A 20,882-nucleotide genomic window follows, 5' to 3' on the forward strand; every position below is an offset into this window, starting at 1 on the left:
CTGTCGTTCCGGACCCGTGTCGGGCGCGGCTGAGAAGGGTCATGTGTTTCGGTGTCCGCCCGGTGTCGCTCGGCGACACGGGGGCGGGGGCGCGTGATGGTGAGAAGAGAGGCTCTGGGTTTGGACTCGCTAGGCGTCGGTGGACTAGAGGGTGACAGCTCGTTCGGTGGGGACGCACAGCCGTTCCCGCTGTCCCAGGCACAGCTCGGCATGTGGTTCGCGCAACACGTGGATCCGTCCGTGCCGGCCAACATCGCGCAGTACGTCGAGCTCCGGGGTGAACTCGACATCGCCCGACTCCATCGGGCCAGCGCCCGTGCGGCGGGCGAGACCGGGTCCGGCTACGTGCGTCTCCTCGAGGTCGACGCCGAACCGCGGCAGCTGGTCGACACCACGCTCGACGACACCCCCGAGTACGTCGACCTGCGGTCCGAGCCCGATCCGCGGGCGGCAGCGCTGGCGTGGATGCGCGCCGACTACAGCGCGCCCGTCGACCTCCTGCGTGACCGCCTCGTCGTGGCCGCGGTCCTCCACGTCGAGGACGGTCTCTACTACTGGTACAACCGGGCCCACCACGTCGTGCTGGACGGCTTCGGGGCCACCACGTTCGTGAACCGGGTGGCCGAGTTGTACTCGGCCGAGGTCGACGGGGTGGAGCCGTCGCCGAACGTGGCATCGCCGCTCGAGAAGGTCTACGACGCCGACCGCACCTATCGCTCGTCGACACGGTTCACGTCGGACCGCGACTACTGGCTCGAACGCGTCGCCGGGGTCGAGGAGCCCACGAGTCTCGCCGGCCGGGCCGCGCCGCCTGCGCCGCTGAGCCGGATCGACAGCGCTGCGCTCTCCGACGGGACGGCGGCCCGGATGGATGCGTTCCTCGAGCGCGAGGACACGACGGTCGCGACGGCCGTCATCGCAGCCTTCGCCGCATACCTCGCCCAGATGACCGGGCGTGAGGACGTGGTGCTGAGTCTGCCGGTCACGGCGCGCACGAACGCGGTCCTGCGCCGCTCCGGCGGCATGACCTCCAACGTGGTGCCGCTCCGCCTCACCGTGTCCGCCGACACCACCGTCTCGCAGTTGCTGGGCCTGGTCGCGACCGAGGTGTCGGGCGCGCTGCGCCATCAGCGGTACCGGCACGAGGACATCCGCCGTGACGTCACCGGCGCGGCCGGCCAGGCGTCGTTCTTCGGTCCGTGGGTGAACATCATGATGTTCCACACGGAACTGCGGTTCGGCGACACGGTCGGTGAGCAGCACATCCTGTCGACGGGTCTCATCGAGGACCTCGGCGTCAACGTCTACCAGGGCATCGCGGGTTCCACGACGCACGTGGACTTCGAGTCGAACCCCAACCTGTACGGCGACGACGAGGCCCGCCGCAACCACGAGCGCTTCGTCGAGTTCCTCGACCGCTACGTGGCGGCGGGGTCCGAGCAGCCGGTGTGGGAACTGCCGCTCGGCACCGATGTCGAGCGCCGCACGGTGCTCGGCGACTGGCTCCGCACGGGGCACGAGTTCCGGCCGCGCAACCTCGCGGAGGCGTTCGACGAGCAGGTGGCGCGCACTCCCGGCGCGACCGCGCTCGTCTTCGAGGGCGAGACGCTCACGTACGCCGAGCTCGACGCGCGCGCGAACGCGCTGGCCCGCACGCTCATCGGAATCGGCGTCGGTCCCGAATCGCTTGTCGGACTGTCCATCCGGCGTTCCCTGGACCTGATCGTCGGCCTGTACGCGATCGTGAAGTCCGGTGGCGCGTGGGTGCCGATCGACCCGGACCACCCGGCCGATCGCACCGCGTACATCCTCGAATCCGCCGGTCCGGCCTGCGTGCTCACCACCGCGCGGGACGCCGTGGACCTGCCCGCGGGCATCGTGTCGATCGAGATCGACACGATCGATCTCCCGGCGCTGGACACCCGGACGGTCACGGACGCCGACCGGTTGGCGCCGCTGCGTCCGGAGAACACCGCGTACGTGATCTACACGTCGGGTTCGACGGGTCGTCCCAAGGGTGTCGCGGTCTCGCACGCCGCGATCGACAACCAGCTCGAGTGGATGCTGCACGAGTACCCGATGACCGAGTCGGACGCCTACCTGCAGAAGACGGCGACCACGTTCGACGTGTCGCTGTGGGGCTTCTTCATGCCGCTGCGGGCCGGTGCCTCCATGGTGATCGCCACGCCGGACGGGCACCGCGACCCGGTGTACGTGGCGAACAAGATCGCCGAGCACTCGGTGACCGTGACCGACTTCGTGCCGTCGATGCTGACGGTGTTCGTCGCGAACGCCCCTGCCGGGTCGTGTGATTCGTTGCGGGACTGCTTCGTCATCGGCGAGGCGTTGCCGCCCGAGACCGCAGCCGACTTCCGGGAGCTGTGCGGTGCGGGTCTGCACAACCTGTACGGACCCACCGAGGCCGCGGTGTCGGTGACCTACTACGAATCCGGTCCGCAGGACACCGCCACCGTTCCGATCGGTTTGGCCGAGTGGAACACTCGCGCCTACGTGCTCGACCACCGGCTGCGTCCCGCCCCGATCGGTCAGCCGGGAGAGCTCTATCTCGCGGGCGACCAGCTGGCCCGCGGCTACGTCGGCCGACCCGACATCACGTCGGATCGGTTCGTCGCCAACCCGTTCGGCGGACTCGACGGTGTCGGCCGAGCGGGTGAGCGGATGTACCGCACCGGTGACCTCGTCCGCTGGCGCGCGGACGGCAACCTCGACTACATCGGGCGCACCGACTTCCAGGTCAAGTTCCGCGGCCAGAGGATCGAGCTGGGCGAGATCGAGACCGTCCTGCTGGCGCACGAGGACGTGTCGCAGACGGTCGTCCTCGTGGTCTCGACCGCGACCGGCGACCAGTTGGTGGCGTACGTGGTGCCCGCACCCGGGCGCACCCTCGTTCCGGCGGATCTGGCGGAGTTCGCCGGCCGCTCGCTGCCGGCGTACATGGTTCCGGCGTCGGTGACCGTGCTCGACGCCTTCCCGCTGAACACCAGCGGCAAGCTCGACCGCAAGGCGCTTCCGGAGCCGACGTTCCTGAGCAACAAGGAGTTCCGTGCTCCGCGCAGCGACGCCGAGAAGACGGTCGCCGCGGTGTACGCGGAGGTCCTCGGCATCGAGCGGGTGGGTCTCGACGACGACTTCTTCGAGCTCGGCGGCAACTCGCTGGTCGCGACGCAGGTCGTCACCCGGGTGGGCGCCGCCCTCGACGTCCGCCTCGGTGTGCGGGAATTGTTCGAGGCGTCCACCGTCGCGGCGCTGGCCGCGCGTGCCGGGGACACCGCCCAGCGCGGCACCGGTGTACCGGCCCTCGGTTCGGTCGCCCGCCCGGCGAGCATCCCGCTCTCCCTCGCGCAGCAGCGGATGTGGTTCCTCAACCGCTTCGACGCCGCGACGGCCGTGTACAACCTCCCGTTCGCGGTCCGGTTGTCGGGTGCGGTGGACCCGCAGGCCTTCTCCGCCGCCTTCGCGGACGTGGTCGAGCGCCACGAGTCGCTTCGCACGGTCTACCCCGAGGTCGACGGCGTCGCCCGACAGGTCGTCCTTCCCGCCCGCGACGTCGTGCGGGACCTCGAACCGGTCGCGACCGCCGCGGACGATCTCGAGCCGACGCTGCTCCGTCTCGCCTCCCGTGGCTTCGATGTCACCTCGGAACCGCCGTTCCGGATCGAGTTGCTGCGGCTCTCCGACGCCGAGTACGTGGTCGCCATGGTGCTGCACCACATCGCGGCCGACGGCTCGTCGTTCGGCCCGCTCGCCCGCGATCTGATGATCGCGTACGCCGCCCGGTCCGAGGGTGCCGCCCCCGCGTGGGAGCCGCTGCCCGTGCAGTATGCCGACTACGCGGTGTGGCAGCACGAGATGCTCGGCTCCGAGACGGATCCGAATTCGATTGCCGGACAGCAGATCGCGTACTGGACCGAAGCCCTCGCGGGGCTGCCGGACCAGCTGGATCTCCCGGCCGACCGGCCGCGCCCGGCGGTGGCCTCCAACGCCGGAGCCAAGCTGCGTTTCGACATCTCCGCGCAGACCCACGCCCGACTGCTGGACGTCGCGCGCGAGCACGGCGCGACGTTGTTCATGGTCGTGCACGCGGCGTACGCGATGCTGTTGGCGCGGTTGAGCGGCACGTCGGACATCGCCGTCGGCACCCCCGTCGCGGGGCGTGGGGACCAGGCGCTCGACGGGTTGATCGGCATGTTCGTCAACACGCTCGTGCTCCGGACCCAGGTGGATCCGGACATCACGTTCGCCGACCTGATCGACGCCGTCAAGACCACCGATCTCGAGGCGTACGGCAACGCGGACGTGCCGTTCGAGTGGCTGGTCGAGGCGCTCGAGCCCACCCGGTCGCCGGCACGCCATCCGCTGTTCCAGGCGATGCTGTCCGCCGAGGTCGCCGGAGTGCGCGACCTGAGTTTCGCCGGCGTCCGTGCCGCAGCCGCCGAACTCGACGTCCCCGTCTCCAAGTTCGATCTGCAGCTGCAGATCTCGGAGGGATTCGACGAGTCCGGCGCGCCCGCATCGATCGGCGCGGTCTTCGAGTACGCGACGGACCTGTTCGACGAGTCCACCGTCGCGACGTTCGCGGAGCGCTTCGTGCGCATCCTGAATGCGATCGTCTCCGACACCACCGTGACCGTGGGTGACGTCTGCCTTCTCGACGAGACGGAGCAGCGCCGGGTGGTCCACGAGTGGAACCGGACCGGCCACGAGCTCCCCGCCGTGACGCTTCCCGAACTGTTCGACCGGCAGGCAGCGGCGACGCCGTCGGCGCCGGCAGTGGTCTTCGCGACGGGTTCGTGGACCTACGAGGAGTTCGCATCCCGCGTCAACCGGCTCGCGCGCCATCTGGTCGGGCTGGGCGTGGGACCCGAGAGCGTGGTCGCGGTCGCGATGGAACGGTCGCCCGAACTGCTCACGGCCGTGTACTCCGTCCTCGCTGCCGGTGGCGCGTACGTGCCGATCGATCCCCAGCAGCCCGCCGAGCGGAACACCCACATTCTCGGTACCGCGGGCCCCTCGTGCGTCCTGACGACGTCCGGTGACGACATCGACCTGCCGGACGACGTGCGGCGTGTCGACGTCGACACGCTGGATCTGTCCGCGCTGTCGCCGGCGCCGCTGACGGACGCGGCCCGGCGTGCCCCGCTGCGTCCCGAGAACGCCGCGTACGTGCTGTTCACGTCCGGATCGACCGGTCGCCCCAAGGGGGTGACGATCTCGCATTCGGCAGTCGTCAACCAGCTGCTGTCGATGCAGGACGAGTACCGCCTCGGCGCCGACGACTCGGTGCTGTTCAAGACCCCGGTCACGTTCGACGCGTCGGTGTGGGAGCTGTTCTGGCCGTTGGAATCCGGGGCCCGCATCGTGGTGGCCGCGCCGGACGGCCACCGCGATCCCGCGTACCTGGCGAGGATCCTGGCGGAGCAGGCGATCACGGTGGTGCAGTTCGTTCCGACGGTGCTCGACGCCGTCGCGGACCACCTCGAACGCCAGGGGTGTGTGTCGTTGACACACGTGTTCTGCGGTGGTGAGCCGCTCACCACGGCGGTCGTCTCGCGGGTCCGGAGCATCTGCGACGCCGCGATCCACAATCTGTACGGCCCCACCGAGACCGCGGTCCAGGTAACCCGTCGTACCGTCGCCGGGACCGAGTCCGCGGCCGTGCCGATCGGTGCCCCGGTGTGGAACAGCCAGGTGCGGGTCCTCGACTCCCGCTTGAACCCGGTGCCCGCCGGTGTGGTCGGGGAACTGTACGTCTCCGGCGCGCAGCTGGCACGCGGATACCGCGGCCGCTCCGATCTGACGTCGGAGCGGTTCGTCGCCGATCCGTGGGCGCCGGGCGAGCGGATGTACCGCACCGGTGACCTCGTGCGGTGGATCGTCGACACCGACGGCGCGGGCGAATTGGAGTACGTGGGACGCAGCGACTTCCAGGTGAAGTTGCGCGGACTGCGTATCGAGCTCGGCGAAGTGGAGACGGCTGTCCGCGAGCACGGATCGGTGTCCCAGGCCGTGGTGGCGCTGCACCACGATCCGCGTGCCGGTGACCAGCTCGTCGCGCACGTCGTCGCGTCCACCGAGTGCGCCGTCCCGTTCGATCCCGCGAATCTGCGGGAACACCTCTCGCTGCGTCTGCCGTCGTACATGGTGCCGACGATGTTCCTGCCGATCGACGCCCTGCCGCGGACCACGTCGGGCAAGATCGACCGGCGCGCGCTGCCCGTCCCGGTGTTCGAGGCGAAATCGTTCCGGATTCCGCGGACCCCGGTCGAGGAGATCGTGGCGGACGTCCTCGCGGACGTCCTCGGCGTCGAGACGGTCGGCCTGGACGACGAGTTCTTCGCGCTCGGCGGCAACTCGCTGATCGCTACGCAGGTGGTCGCGCGCCTCGGGGCGGCTCTGGACACCTCCGTGCCGGTGCGGGTGCTGTTCGAATCGTCCACCGTCGAGCAGCTCGCGGTGCGGGTGGAGCAGCACGCAGGCGCGGGGAACCGCGCCCCGCTCGTCGCGCAGGAACGCCCGGACCGGGTCCCGTTGTCGTTGGCTCAGCAGCGCATGTGGTTCCTCAACCGGCTCGACCCCCGATCGGCGACCTACAACCTCGCGTTCGGTCTCCGCTTGCGGGGTGACCTGGACGTCGTGGCCCTGCAGGTCGCGCTGGTGGACGTGCTCGACCGACACGAGTCCCTGCGGACGGTGTTCCCCGATTCGCCGGACGGGCCGCACCAGGTGGTGGTGGACGCCGTACGCGTCGTCCCGAACCTCACCCCGGTGCACGTCGGAGTCGACGAATTGCACCGTGCGATGGTCTCTTTCGCGTCGGCCGGGTTCGACGTCACGACGGAGACCCCGGTGCGCGCCACACTGTTCCGGATCGATCCGTTCGACCACGTCCTCGCGATCGTCGTCCACCACATCAGCGCCGACGGCTGGTCCATGGGCCCGCTGGCCCGTGACGTCATGGCGTCGTACGACGCGCGCGTTCGTTGGGGGCAGCCCGTGTGGGAGGCCCTGCCCGTCCAGTACGCCGACTACGCGCTGTGGCAGCGGCAGATCCTCGGCTCGGAGGACGACGAGGACTCGATCGTCGCGAAGCAGGCGCGCTACTGGTCGGCGCACCTCGACGGTCTACCCGACCAACTCGACCTGCCGACGGACCGTCCGCGCCCGGCGCGGCAGTCCTATCGCGGCGCGAAGATCGACTTCACGGTGCCGGCGGACGTGCACCGCGCACTGATCGCGATCGCGCACGAACGCAACGCGTCGCTGTTCATGGTGGTGCACGCGGCGCTGTCGGTGTTGCTGTCCCGTTCCGCCGCGACCGACGACGTCGCGATCGGCACCCCGGTGGCCGGACGCGGCGAGCAGGCGCTCGACGACCTGGTCGGCATGTTCGTCAACACGCTCGTGCTGCGCACCCACGTCGAATCCGGTACGCGGTTCGCCGATCTGCTCTCGCACGCGCGGGACGTGGCGCTCGGGGCGTTCGCGAACTCCGACATCCCGTTCGAGCGGCTCGTCGAGATCCTCAACCCCGCGCGGTCGACCGCCCGCCACCCGCTGATCCAGGTGATGCTGTCGTTCGAGAACCTGGGCACGACCCATCTCGAGTTGCCCGACCTCACGATCGACAAGGTCGAACTCGACGCGGAGGTCGCGAAGTTCGATCTGCAGTTCACCTTCCGGGAATCGATCGGCGAGGGTGGCCTCGCGGACGGGATGGCGGGCGAGTTCACCTACGCCACAGACCTGTTCGACGCGTCGACCGTGCAGGCGTTCGCAGACCGGTTCCTGCGCATTCTCGCTGCCGTGGTCGCCGACCCGGACACCGTCGTCGGGGACATCGACCTGCTCGGCGCCGAGGAGATAGCCCAGCTGACCGGCCCGGCCGGGCTCGATGCGCCCGCGCCGACGCCGCTGCCCGATCTGCTGGCCGCGGCGGCGGACAGCGATCCCGAGGCACTCGCGCTGATCGCCGGTGTCGAGGAGCTCACCTACCGCGAGCTCGACGAGCGGTCCACTCGACTGGCGCGGCTGCTGGTGTCCCGCGGTGCCGGGCCCGAGGACGTCATCGCGGTGGCACTGACGCGGTCGGTCGAATCGGTGACCGCCGTGTGGGCGGTCGCGAAGTCCGGTGCCGCGTTCGTGCCCGTCGACCCGAACTACCCGCGTGATCGGGTGGCGCACATGGTTTCGGACTCGGGGGCCGTGCTCGGTGTGACGACGTCGGAGCATGCCGACGCCCTGCCCGACGGCCTGCCCTGGCTGGTGCTCGACGATGCCGCCGTGGCGGCCGGCCTCGCGGAACAGTCGGTGGACCGGCTCTCGAACGCCGATCGCGTACGGCCCCTCGCCCCGGACCATCCCGCCTACGTCATCTACACGTCCGGTTCCACGGGTGTGCCGAAGGGCGTCGTGGTCACGCACACCGGCCTGGCCGCGTTCGCGGCCGAGCAGGTGGAGCGGTACGGCATCGATTCCGGTTCGCGGACACTGCATTTTGCATCCCCGAGCTTCGACGCGTCGATCCTGGAACTGCTGATGGCCTTCGGTGCGGCCGCGACGATGGTGATCGCGCCGACCTCGATCTACGGCGGTCAGGAGCTCACGGAACTGCTGGCGTCCCGTCACGTCAGCCACGCGTTCGTGACCCCGGCGGCATTGGCGTCGGTGGATCCGTCCGCGCTGGACGCCCTCGGCGTGGTCGTCGTCGGTGGCGAGGCCTGCTCGGCGGACCTGGTGGCTCGCTGGGCGACCGGAGGCCGAAAGATGTTCAACGCGTACGGTCCGACGGAGGCGACCGTCGCCTCCAACATCTCGGACCCGCTCGTGCCGGGCGAGCCGGTGACGATCGGCCGCGCTATCCGTGGGGCGGGCACCTACGTGCTCGACGCGCGCCTGCGCCCGGTTCCGGCCGGCGTCGTGGGTGAGCTGTACCTCGAGGGCGCTGGACTGGCCCGCGGCTACCACGAACGTGCCGGGCTCACGGCGGAGCGGTTCGTGGCCAACCCGTTCGGCCTGCCCGGCTCGCGCCTGTACCGGACCGGTGACGTCGTGCGCACGACCGCGGACCGGGTGCTCGAGTACGTCGGCCGCGCCGACGACCAGGTGAAGCTGCGCGGTTTCCGGATCGAGCTCGGTGAGATCGAGGCCGTCCTGCACCGCCTGAGCGACGTCGCGCAGGCCGTCGTCGTGGTTCGGCACCAGCAGCTCGTCGCGTACCTCGTGGCCGCGCCGGGCGCGTCGATCGACCCGGCCGAGGTGAAGGACACGGTGGGGCGGGCGCTGCCGGCGTACATGGTCCCCGCGGCCGTCGTCGTGCTCGACGAGCTGCCGATCAGCGGCAGCGGCAAACTGGACCGAAAGGCGTTGCCGGAGCCGGAGTTCGAGGTGCGCGAGTTCCGGGCTCCGGAGACTCCGATCGAGGAGATCGTCGCCGGGGTGTTCGCGGAACTGCTCGACACCCCGCGAGTGGGACGCGACGACGACTTCTTCGAGCTCGGCGGCAACTCGCTCGTCGCGACGCGGGTCGTCGCCCGGATCGGGGAGGGCCTCGACACGCGGATTCCGGTGCGCGAGTTGTTCGAAGCCTCGACCGTGCAGGCGTTGGCGGCGCGGATCGAGCAGTCGGTGGGCAGCGGGCGACGCCCGCTCGTCGCGAAGTCGCGGCCCGAGCGGATTCCGCTGTCGTACGCCCAGCAGCGGATGTGGTTCCTCAACCGATTCGACGTCTCGTCCGCGGGTAACAACATTCCGGTGGCAGTCCGGTTGTCCGGGCTGCTCGACCGCACCGCGTTGCGGGCGGCGGTCGGCGACGTGATCGTCCGACACGAATCGCTGCGGACGGTCTACCCCGAGATCGACGGTGTCGGCACGCAGGTGATCCGTCCCGCGTCGCAGGTGCGGGTCGCACTCGAGCCGGTCGCGATCGGCGCCGACGAACTGCCGGCGGCCCTCGGTGAGCTGGCCCGCTGGACGTTCGACGTCACGCGGGAGGTTCCGCTGCGGGCGGAGCTGTACGAACTGAGCCCCACCGAGCACGTCCTCGCCCTCGTGGTGCACCACATCGCGGCCGACGGCTTCTCGATGGGGCCGCTGACCCGGGATATCATGGTGGCCTACACCGCTCGGTGCGTGGGCAGCGTGCCGGCGTGGCAACCGTTGCCCGTCCAGTACGCCGACTACGCGCTGTGGCAGCGCGAGGTGCTCGGCGCCGAGGACGACCCGGATTCGGTGTTCGCGCAGCAGATCGCCTACTGGCGCGATCGGCTCGCGGGCGCCCCGGACCAGCTCGACCTGCCCGCCGACCGGCCGCGGCCCGCGGTGGCGTCCGGTCGCGGCGCCACCCACCGGTTCACCGTCTCCGCGTCGATCCACCGGGCTGTCGTCGCGTTCGCCAAGCGCACGAACACGACGCCCTTCATGGTGTTCCACGCGGCACTGTCGGTGTTGGCGGCCCGGCTGAGCGGCACGTCGGACATCTCGATCGGTACCCCCGTCGCGGGACGCGGCGAGTCCGCGATCGACGACCTCGTGGGAATGTTCGTCAACACACTCGTCCTCCGCACCGAGGTGGACGGCGATCGGTCGTTCGAGGCGCTCGTCGAATCCGTGCGAGAGACCGACCTGGGCGCGTTCGCGCACTCGGACGTGCCCTTCGAGCGGCTGGTCGAGGTCCTCGCGCCGGCGCGCTCCCAGGCCCGGAACCCTCTCTTCCAGGTGATGCTCGCCTTCCAGAACCTCGGTCGGACGAGCTTCGAACTCCCCGGTGTGACGGTCTCGGAGGTCGACTTCGACGAGGTCTTCTCGAAATTCGACATCCAGGTCAGCGTCATGGAGTCGATCGACGACGCCGGCACCGCCGGCGGTCTCACCGTCGAATTGACCTACGCGACGGACCTGTTCGAGGCAGCGACGATGGCAGAGTTCGGGACGCGTCTGGTCCGGATCCTGTCCGCAGTGCTGGCGGATCCGTCGGTTGCCGTGGGCGATGTCGCGCTGTTGGACGCCGCCGAGCGGTCTCGGGTCGTCGAGGACTGGAACGCGACCGGCCGAGTGGTCGACGGCACGACGCTGCCGGAGTCGTTCGAGGCGCAGGTGTCCCGGACCCCGGACGCGACGGCGGTCGTGTGCGAGGGCGAGTCGCTGACCTATGCGGAGTTCACGGCCCGCGTGCGCCGCGTGGCGCGGTTCCTGATCTCGGAGGGTGTGGGCCCCGAGTCGCTGGTCGCGGTCGCCATGGGGCGTTCGCTCGATCAGCTCGTGGCGCTGTACGCGGTGACCGTTGCCGGTGGTGCTTACGTGCCGGTGGACCCCGACCAGCCCGCCCGGCGCAACGCCTACATCCTCGAGACGGCGAATCCCGTTCTACTGCTGACCACCTCGCGGGAGCACGAGGGGCTGCCCGCGGTGCGTCGCACGGTTCACCTCGACACCGTCGACGTGTCCGGCTACTCCGATGCCCCGGTCACGGCGGCGGAGCGTCCGGCGCCGTTGCGTCCGGACAATGCTGCATACGTCGTCTTCACGTCGGGTTCGACGGGCCGGCCGAAGGGCGTGACGGTCTCGCATCGGTCGATCGTCAATCAGCTCGCGTGGATGCAGGCCGAGTACACGCTGAGCGCGGCCGATCGTGTTCTGCTGAAGACGGTGTTCACGTTCGACGCTTCGGTGTGGGAACTGTTCTGGCCCCTCCAGGCCGGCGCCGCCATCGTCGTCGCCCCGCGCGACGCGCACCGCGATCCGCTCGCGCTCGCCCGGATCATCGGGGATCGGGCAGTCACCGTGGCGCAGTTCGTACCGTCGGTTCTCGAGGCGACGATCGACCACCTCGACGCGGACGCAGCGACGTCGCTGACCCGAGTGTTCAGCGGTGGTGAGGCACTGACCGGAGCCCTGGTGTCGCGTCTGCGACGAGTCGCGGGGGCGTCGGTGCACAACCTGTACGGCCCGACGGAAGCGACCGTGCAAGCCACCCGGCACGAGGCCACCGGGGCCGAGTCCGGCGTGGTGCCCATCGGAACACCGGTGTGGAACACGCGAGCGTTCGTGTCGGACGAACGCCTGAACCCGGTGCCGGTCGGCGTTCCGGGTGAGCTCTATCTGGCAGGCGTGCAGTTGGCGCGCGGTTACGCCGCACGGACGGATCTGACCGCGGATCGCTTCGTGGCGAACCCGTTCTCCGACAGCGGCGAGCGGATGTACCGGACGGGGGACCTGGTCCGCCGGACCCGCGACGGCCGTCTGGAGTACCTGGGCCGCACGGACTTCCAGGTGAAGCTGCGTGGTCTGCGGATCGAGCTCGAGGAGATCGAGACCGCATTGCTCGCCCTGCCCGAGATCACGCGAGCAGTCGTCGTCGTCAAGGACGATCAGCTCGTCGCGTACGTGGTCGCGGGCACGCACTTCGATGCCGACACGGTCAAGGCCGCGCTGGCCACGTCGCTGGCGTCGTACATGGTTCCGCAGGTGTTCGTCGCACTCGACGCGTTCCCGCTCAATGCCTCGGGCAAGCTGGACCGGAAGGCGCTGCCGGAGCCGGAGTTCGAGACGAAGGCGTTCCGGGCCCCGACGACACCGACGCAGGAGATCGTGGCCGGCGTGTTCGCCGACGTCCTGGACCTGGACCGGGTGGGACTCGACGACGACTTCTTCGCCCTGGGCGGCAACTCGCTCGTCGCGACGCAGGTGGTGTCGCGCCTGGGTGCGGCTCTCGACACCCAGGTGCCGGTGCGGGCACTGTTCGAGGCGTCGACGGTGGAGTCCCTGGCGGCTCGCGTGCAGGTGCTCGCAGGTTCCGGTTCCCGGCCCGCGCTGACGAGTCGCGTGCGGCCGGAACGGATCCCGCTGTCGCTCGCTCAGCAGCGCATGTGGTTCCTCAGCCGGTTCGAGCCCGAGTCGGCCGTGAACAACATTCCGCTCGCGATCCGGTTGTCCGGTGGCCTGGACGTCGAGGCCCTGCGCCGCGCCGTGCGGGACGTGATCGCGCGCCACGAGTCGCTGCGGACCGTCTTCCCCGACGTCGACGGCGTCGGAACGCAGGCCGTCCTGCCGGTGGAGAGGGTCACGATCGAGCTCGAGCCCGAAGCCGTGCCCGACGGCGAGCTGATCGGGCGGATCGAGTCGCTGGCCACCGCCGGCTTCGACCTGGCTGCCGACGTCCCGGTGCGCGCCGCGCTGTTCCGTCTCGCCGACGACGAACATGTCCTCGCGATCGTGGTTCACCACATCGCGTCCGACGGCTTCTCGATGGCTCCGCTCGCCCGCGACGTGATGACCGCGTACGCCGCGCGCTCGGCGGGCGAGGCGCCGGCGTGGGCCCCGCTCGCGGTGCAGTACGCCGACTACACGCTGTGGCAGCGGGAAGTCCTCGGCAGCGAGGACGATTCCGAGTCCGTCATCTCGCGCCAGGTGAGTTACTGGACCGAGCAGCTCGCCGACCTTCCCGAGCAGTTGGATCTGCCCTCGGACCGGCCGCGGCCGGTGGTGGCGTCCAACCACGGTGCGTCGTACCGCTTCTCGATCGGTCGGGAGTTGCACGCCGCGATCGATGCGGTGGCACGAGCCCGCGGTGTCACGCCCTTCATGGTGGTGCACGGGGCGTTGGCGGTTCTCCTGGCCCGGTTGAGTGGCACCTCCGACATCGCGATCGGCACCCCGGTCGCCGGACGCGGTGAGGCCGCGCTCGACGACGTGATCGGCATGTTCGTCGGCACCCTGGTCCTGCGGACGGACGTGGACGGCGGACAACCGTTCGAGGAGTTGCTCGCACGGATCAGGTCGACCGATCTGGCCGCGTTCGAACACGCCGACCTCCCGTTCGAGCGCCTGGTCGAGATCCTCGATCCCGAGCGCTCGCAGGCCCGGCACCCGCTGTTCCAGGTGATGCTCGCGTTCCAGAACCTCGATCGTGCCTCGCTCGAGCTCGCCGGACTACGCGTGTCCACGGTGGACTTCGACGCGGCCGTCGCCAAGTTCGATCTCCAGGTCACCGTCGAGCCGGTCGAAGCCGGGTACACGGTCGACCTCACGTATGCCACCGATCTGTTCGACGAAGCGTCGATGCGGGTGTTCGCCGCCCGCTTCGTCCGGGTACTCGACGAGGTCGTCACGGACCCGGCCGTCGTGGTCGGCGACATCGATCTGCTCGACGACCGCGAGCGGTCCCTGGTTCTGGACGAGTGGAACGCGACCGATCACCCCGTCACGGCGTCCACGCTGGTGGACCTCTTCGACGCGCAGGTGGCGCGCACGCCCGATGCCACGGCACTCGTCTACGAGGGCGAGTCGCTCTCGTACGCGGAGTTCGCGGCGCGGGTGCGCCGTACCGCACGGCTGCTGATCGCGGAGGGTGTCGGCCCCGATTCGCTCGTCGGGCTCGGCGTGCGCCGTTCGCCGGACCTGCTGGTGGGGATGTACGCGGTGCTCGCCGCGGGCGGCGGATACGTTCCGATCGACCCGGACCAGCCCGCCGAACGCAATGCCTACATCCTGGAGACGGCGAATCCGGTTCTGCTGCTGAGCACCTCACGGGACGGCGCCGATCTTCCCGCCGCCCAGCGAGTCGTGGCTCTCGACGAGCTGGACGTCTCGCGGTTCTCGGACGCTCCGGTCACCGATGCGGAACGTCGTGCACCGCTGCGTCCGGGCAACACCGCGTACGTGATCTTCACGTCCGGCTCGACGGGCCGGCCGAAGGGCGTGGCCGTCGGTCACACCGCGATCGTCAACCAGATCGAGTGGCTGTGCGCCGAGTACGCGCTGTCGGCGGACGACGTCGTGCTGCAGAAGACGCCGTTCACGTTCGACGTGTCGCTGTGGGAGCTGTTCGGCACGTTGGCGGTCGGCGGTCGTCTGGTGATCGCGACCCCGGACGGGCATCGGGATCCGGCATACCTGAAGCGGGTGATCGAGGCCCAGGCGGTGACGGCGACGTCGTTCGTGCCGTCGATGCTGACGGCGTTCACCGCGGAGCTGGCCGCCGGTGACTGCGATTCGCTGCGGCTGGTGCAGGTGGCCGGTGAGGCGTTCCCGACGTCGGCCGCGGCCCGGTTCGCCGCGGTGAACGGTGCGGAACTGCACAACCTGTACGGACCCACGGAGTTCACGGTGCACGCGACGGCGCGCCCGGTGGCGGGGACCGTCGGCGCGAGCGTCCCGATGGGTTCGCCGGTGTGGAACAGCCGGGCGTACGTGCTCGACGGGCGCCTGCGTCCGGTCCCGGCGGGTGTTGCGGGCGAGCTGTATCTCGCGGGAGCCCAGCTGGCGCGGGGCTACTTCGGTCGGGCCGACCTGACGGCGGATCGCTTCGTGGCGAACCCCTTCGCCGCCGCCGGCGAGCGGATGTACCGCACCGGTGACCTGGTGAAGTGGACGGTCGGGGCGAGCGAAGCGACGGGGGATCTTCCTGCGGGCGAGCTGGAGTACCTGGGCCGCACCGACTTCCAGGTGAAGCTGCGCGGTCTGCGGATCGAACTCGGCGAGATCGAGACGGCTCTGCTGGCGCGGCCGGAGATCACGCAGTCGGTGGTGCTCGTCAAGTCCGATCAGCTGGTCGCCTACGTGGTCGCGACCGGCGGCCTCGACGTCGACGGGGTCAAGGCCGAACTGGCCGCCTCACTCGCGTCGTACATGGTGCCGCAGACGTTCGTCGTTCTCGATTCCTTCCCGCTGAACGCGTCGGGCAAGCTGGATCGGAAGGCACTGCCCGAGCCGGTCTTCGAGACGAGGGCGTTCCGGGCTCCGACGACGTCGACCCAGGAGATCGTGGCCGGTGTGTTCGCCGAGGTCCTGGGTGTCGACCGGGTGGGCCTCGACGACGACTTCTTCGCCCTGGGCGGCAACTCGCTGGTCGCGACCCAGGTGGTCTCCCGCCTGAGCCGGGCCCTGGACACCCGGGTGCCGGTGCGGGAGTTGTTCGAGGCGTCCACGGTCGAGGCGCTCGCGGCGCGGCTGACGCAGCAGGCCGGCGGTATGCGGAAGGCCCTCACTGCCCGCCCCCGTCCCGAGCGGATCCCGCTCTCGCTCGCGCAGCAGCGCATGTGGTTCCTCAACCGGTTCGACACCGAGTCGACCGCGTACAACATCCCACTGGCACTGCGGATGTCCGGGAATCTCGATGTGGCGGCCCTCGATCTGGCCCTCGCCGACGTGACGGAGCGGCACGAGTCGCTGCGCACGGTGTTCCCGGCGACCGACGACGGCCCCGCGCAGGTCATCCTTCCCGCGGCGGACGCGCGGACGCCGCTCCGGGTCGTCGATGTGGCTCCGGACGACCTACCCGGCCGGTTGCGTGCACTCGCCGAGACCCGGTTCGACGTGACCTCCGACGTCCCGATCCGGGTGGAGTTGTACCGCACGGGCGCAGACGACTTCGTCCTCGGCATGGTCGTCCACCACATCAGCGCGGACGGTGTGTCCCTCGCCCCGCTCACCCGTGACGTCATGACCGCGTACGCCGCACGTACTGCCGGGCACGCTCCCGGGTGGGCGCCCCTCGCGGTGCAGTACGCCGACTACGCGCTGTGGCAGCGGGAGATCCTCGGCGACGAGACCGATCCGGAGTCGCTCGCCGCTCAGCAGCTCGGGTACTGGAGCGAGACCCTCGCCGAACTGCCGGACCAGCTGAATCTGCCGACCGATCATCCGCGTCCCGCGGTGCAGTCGTTCCGCGGCGGACTCGTGGAGTTCGAGATCGACGCCCCGACCCACCGGGCGTTGCGTGATCTCGCCCGTGAGCAGAACGCGACGCTGTTCATGGCGGTGCATTCGGCGTTCGCGGTGCTGCTGTCGCGGCTGTCGGGCAGCGACGACATCGCGGTCGGCACCCCCATCGCGGGTCGCGGCGAGGCAGAACTCGACGCGCTGGTCGGCATGTTCGTCAACACCCTCGTGTTCCGCACCCGCGTGGACGGTGCGCGGTCGTTCGCCGACCTGGTGTCGGAGGTCCGCGACACGGACCTCGAGGCGTTCGCGCACGCGGACGTGCCGTTCGAACGGCTCGTCGAGCACCTCAACCCGACGCGGTCGACGGCGCGGCACCCGCTGTTCCAGGTGGGCTTCTCGTTCCAGAACCACGACACCGGCGCGCTCGAGTTGCCCGGCCTCACCGTCGAGGCGGCCGAGATCGAATCGGGTGTGGCGCAATTCGATCTGCACATGATCGTCGAGGACCACTACGACGACGGCGGCGACCCGACGGGCATGAAGGCGTCGATGACGTACGCCCTCGACCTGTTCGACGAGTCGACCGTCCGTTCGTTCGCCGAGCGCTTCGCGCGCCTGCTCGCCGCCGTCGTCGTCAAGCCGACGCTGCCCGTCGGCGACGTCGATCTGCTGGGACTCGAGGAACGCGCGCGGCTGCTGGTGGAACGCAACGACACCGCGACCGCGACCGAGCGGGCCACCCTGGTCGACCTGTTCGACGCTCAGGTGAAGGCCACCCCGGACGGGATCGCCCTCGTCAGCGGCGCCGAGCGGGTCACGTACGCGGAGTTCGACGCCCGGGTGAACCGTCTCGCACGGCGGTTGATCGCGGACGGTGTCGGACCGGAGTCACTCGTGGCCCTGTCGATTCGCCGTTCGGTCGATCTGCTGGTCGGCATGTACGCGGTCGCGAAGGCGGGCGGTGCCTACGTTCCGGTCGACCCGGACCAGCCCGCGGACCGGACCGGGTACATCCTGGACGCGGCCCGACCGGTCTGCGTGCTGACGACTTCGCGGGACGGCGCCGCCGTCGCGTCGTGGCCCGTGCTCGAGATCGACACCGTCGACCTCGACGCGTTCGCAGCCACCCCGGTCGTCGACGCCGATCGATTGCGCCCGCTCGATTCGCGGAACACCGCGTACGTGATCTTCACGTCGGGTTCGACGGGCCGACCCAAGGGTGTGGCGGTGCCGCACGGGGCGATCGTCAACCAGTTGCTCTGGATGCGTGACGAGTACGGGCTCGACGCGTCGGACGCCGCGCTGCTCAAGACGGCCGCGACATTCGACCTGTCGGTGTGGGAGTTCTGGTCGACGACCACGAGCGGCGGACGGCTCGTGATCGCGTCGCCGGACGGCCACCGCGATCCCGGCTACCTGCTCGGCGTCCTCCGCGACGAGGAGGTCACCACACTGCACGTGGTCCCGTCGATGCTGTCGATGCTCACCACGACCGCAGGGGGGACGCTCCCCCCGTCGCTGCGCCGCATCTTCGCGATCGGCGAGGCGCTGCCGGCCGCGACCGCGCAGGCGTTCCGGGCCGACAACACCGCCGTGCTGCACAACCTGTACGGACCCACCGAGGCCGCGGTGTCGGTGACCCACCACGAGGTGACCGACGCGGACACCGTCGTCGTGCCGATCGGTGTGCCCGAGTGGAACACCCGGGTGTACGTGCTGGACTCGCGGCTGAACCCGGTGCCTGCCGGGGTGACGGGCGAGCTGTACCTGGCGGGCACGCAGTTGGCCCGCGGGTACCACGGCAGAGCGGACCTCACGGCCGACCGTTTCGTGGCCGACCCGTGGGCCACCGGTGAGCGGATGTACCGCACCGGTGACGTGGTGCGCTGGAACGCCTCGGACGAACTCGAGTACGTCGAGCGGGCCGACTTCCAGGTCAAGGTCCGCGGCTTCCGCATCGAACTCGGCGAGATCGAGTCCGGGCTGCGCGAACTGTCCGGGATCCGCGAGGCCGCTGTCACGGCGCACACCGACGCTCACACCGGCACGCGACTGGTCGCATACCTGGTGGCGTACGCCGACATCGACACCGCGACGGTGAACGACGCTCTGGCGCGGACGCTTCCGTCGTACATGGTGCCGTCGGCGTACGTGGTGCTGGACGCGTTGCCGCTCAACGCGAACGGCAAGCTCGATCGAAAGGCTCTCCCGGAGCCGGTGTTCGAGGCCCGCGACTTCCGGGCCGCGACCACGCCGATCGAGGAAATCGTCGCCGGTGCCTTCGCCGACGTGCTCGGGATCGAACGGGTGGGTCTGGACGACGACTTCTTCGAACTCGGCGGCAACTCGCTGGTGGCCACCCAGTTGGTGGCCCGGCTCGGTGCGGCGCTCGACACGCAGGTGCCGGTGCGCGTGGTGTTCGAGGACTCGACCGTCGCGGGCGTCGCGGCCGCGGTCACGCCGCTCGTCGGCCAGGGCGGACGCCCAGCGCTCACCGCGCGGCCGCGCCCGCCGCACGTTCCGCTCTCGCTCGCGCAGCAGCGGATGTGGACCCTCAACCAGGTCGATACCGCCTCGGCGGCCTACAACATTCCGGTCGCCGTGCGCCTGTCCGGCGCGCTCGACGCCGGGGTCCTCGCGAGTGCCGTGGCAGACGTGATCGCGCGGCACGAGGTGCTGCACACGACGTACCCGGACACCGCCGACGGTCCGGCTCAGGTGCTGGTCCCGCTCGATCGGGCCGTGCCGCGGTTGCAGCCGATCGCGGTGTCCGAGGCGGACGTCACCGATCGGTTGATCGAGTTCCTGGGACGTGGATTCGACGTCACGGCCGAAGTGCCGGTCCGGGCCGCACTGTTCGCGGTGGGGCAGACCGAGCACGTGCTCGCCTTCGTCGCACACCACATCGCGGCCGACGGGTTCTCGATGGGCCCCCTGATCCGCGACGTCGTGCTCGCGTACGTCGCGCGGGTCGACGGCGGTGTGCCGCAGTGGGAGCCGTTGGGCGTGCAGTACGCCGACTACACGCTGTGGCAGCGCGAGGTTCTCGGCGACGAGTCGGATCCGGACTCGGCCGTGGCCCGGCAGATCGCCTACTGGGTGGACGAACTGAAGGGGGCGCCGGAACTTTCGGCGCTGCCGACCGACCGTCCGCGGCCGGCCCGTCCGTCGCTCGCGGGGGCCGCGGTTCCGTTCGCGGTCGACGCGGATCTCGCTGCGCGCGTCGAGAAGACGGCCCGCGAGCAGGGCGCGACGACGTTCATGGTCTTCCATGCGGCGCTCGCGATCCTGCTGTCGCGGCTCGGTGGGTCGAACGACATCACGATCGGCACCCCGGTCGCGGGCCGCGGTGACGCCGCCCTCGACGACCTGATCGGCATGTTCGTGGGCACGCTCGCGCTGCGCACCCGTGTCGAGCCGAGCGCGTCGTTCGCGGATCTGCTCGCGCACGCACGAACGCAGGATCTCGCGGCCTTCGCGAACGCCGACGTGCCGTTCGAGCAGGTGGTCGAGGCCGTGGGTGTCCGGCGCGCGAGTTCCCACTCGCCGCTGTTCCAGGTGATGCTCACGTTCCAGAACATGCAGACGGGCACGTTCGCCCTGCCCGGCCTGGAGGTGTCGGCGCTGGATCTCGGTGCCGACCAGTCGAAGTTCGACGTCCAGGTCACCGCGGTGGAACAGTTCGACCAGTCCGGTGCCCTCACCGGGATCGACGGATCGTTCACGTACGCCACCGAACTGTTCGATCGGGAGACCGTCGAGGTCTTCGCCGACCGGTTCGTGCGGATCCTCGATGTCGTCACCGAGAACCCGTCGGTGGTTCTGCGCGCCATCGACGTCACCACGGATGCCGAGCGGGCGGCACTGGAACCGAAGAAGCAGCTCACGGTCGACGACCTGCCCGAACTGGTCGCGGGTGCCGCGCAGATCGCGCCGGAGACGGTGGCCGTCGCGCACGACGGCACCGACGTCACGTTCGGGCAGTTGCACGCGAAACTGGAAGCGACCGTCGCCCTGATGGGCGCGGCGCTGAAGGGTGAGGCGCTGATGACCGTTGCGCTGACGGGGCTGCTGCCGGGCATCCTGCCGGCGCTGGGCCCGGACGGCTACCGGTCGGCGGTTGCCGAGATGATCGTCGCCGCATCGGCGATCATCGAGGGCGGACACGAGTGATCGCGCTCGGATGATGCGGGGGAGCCGAT

The 20,882-nt window shown here is 70.1% G+C and carries 1 protein-coding gene; it reads left to right on the top strand.

Translation table 11 applies throughout. From position 1 onward, the window contains the following. The first annotated feature begins 96 nt into the window (after positions 1-96). Entirely contained in the window at positions 97-20,853 is a 20,757-nt protein-coding gene (locus tag PSS76_RS06595) for a non-ribosomal peptide synthase/polyketide synthase (protein ID WP_443147370.1), read from the top strand. Positions 20,854-20,882: the final 29 nt, after the last annotated feature.

It is taken from the genome of Prescottella sp. D32 (assembly GCF_037287305.1).
Taxonomy (GTDB): Bacteria; Actinomycetota; Actinomycetes; order Mycobacteriales; family Mycobacteriaceae; genus Prescottella; species Prescottella equi.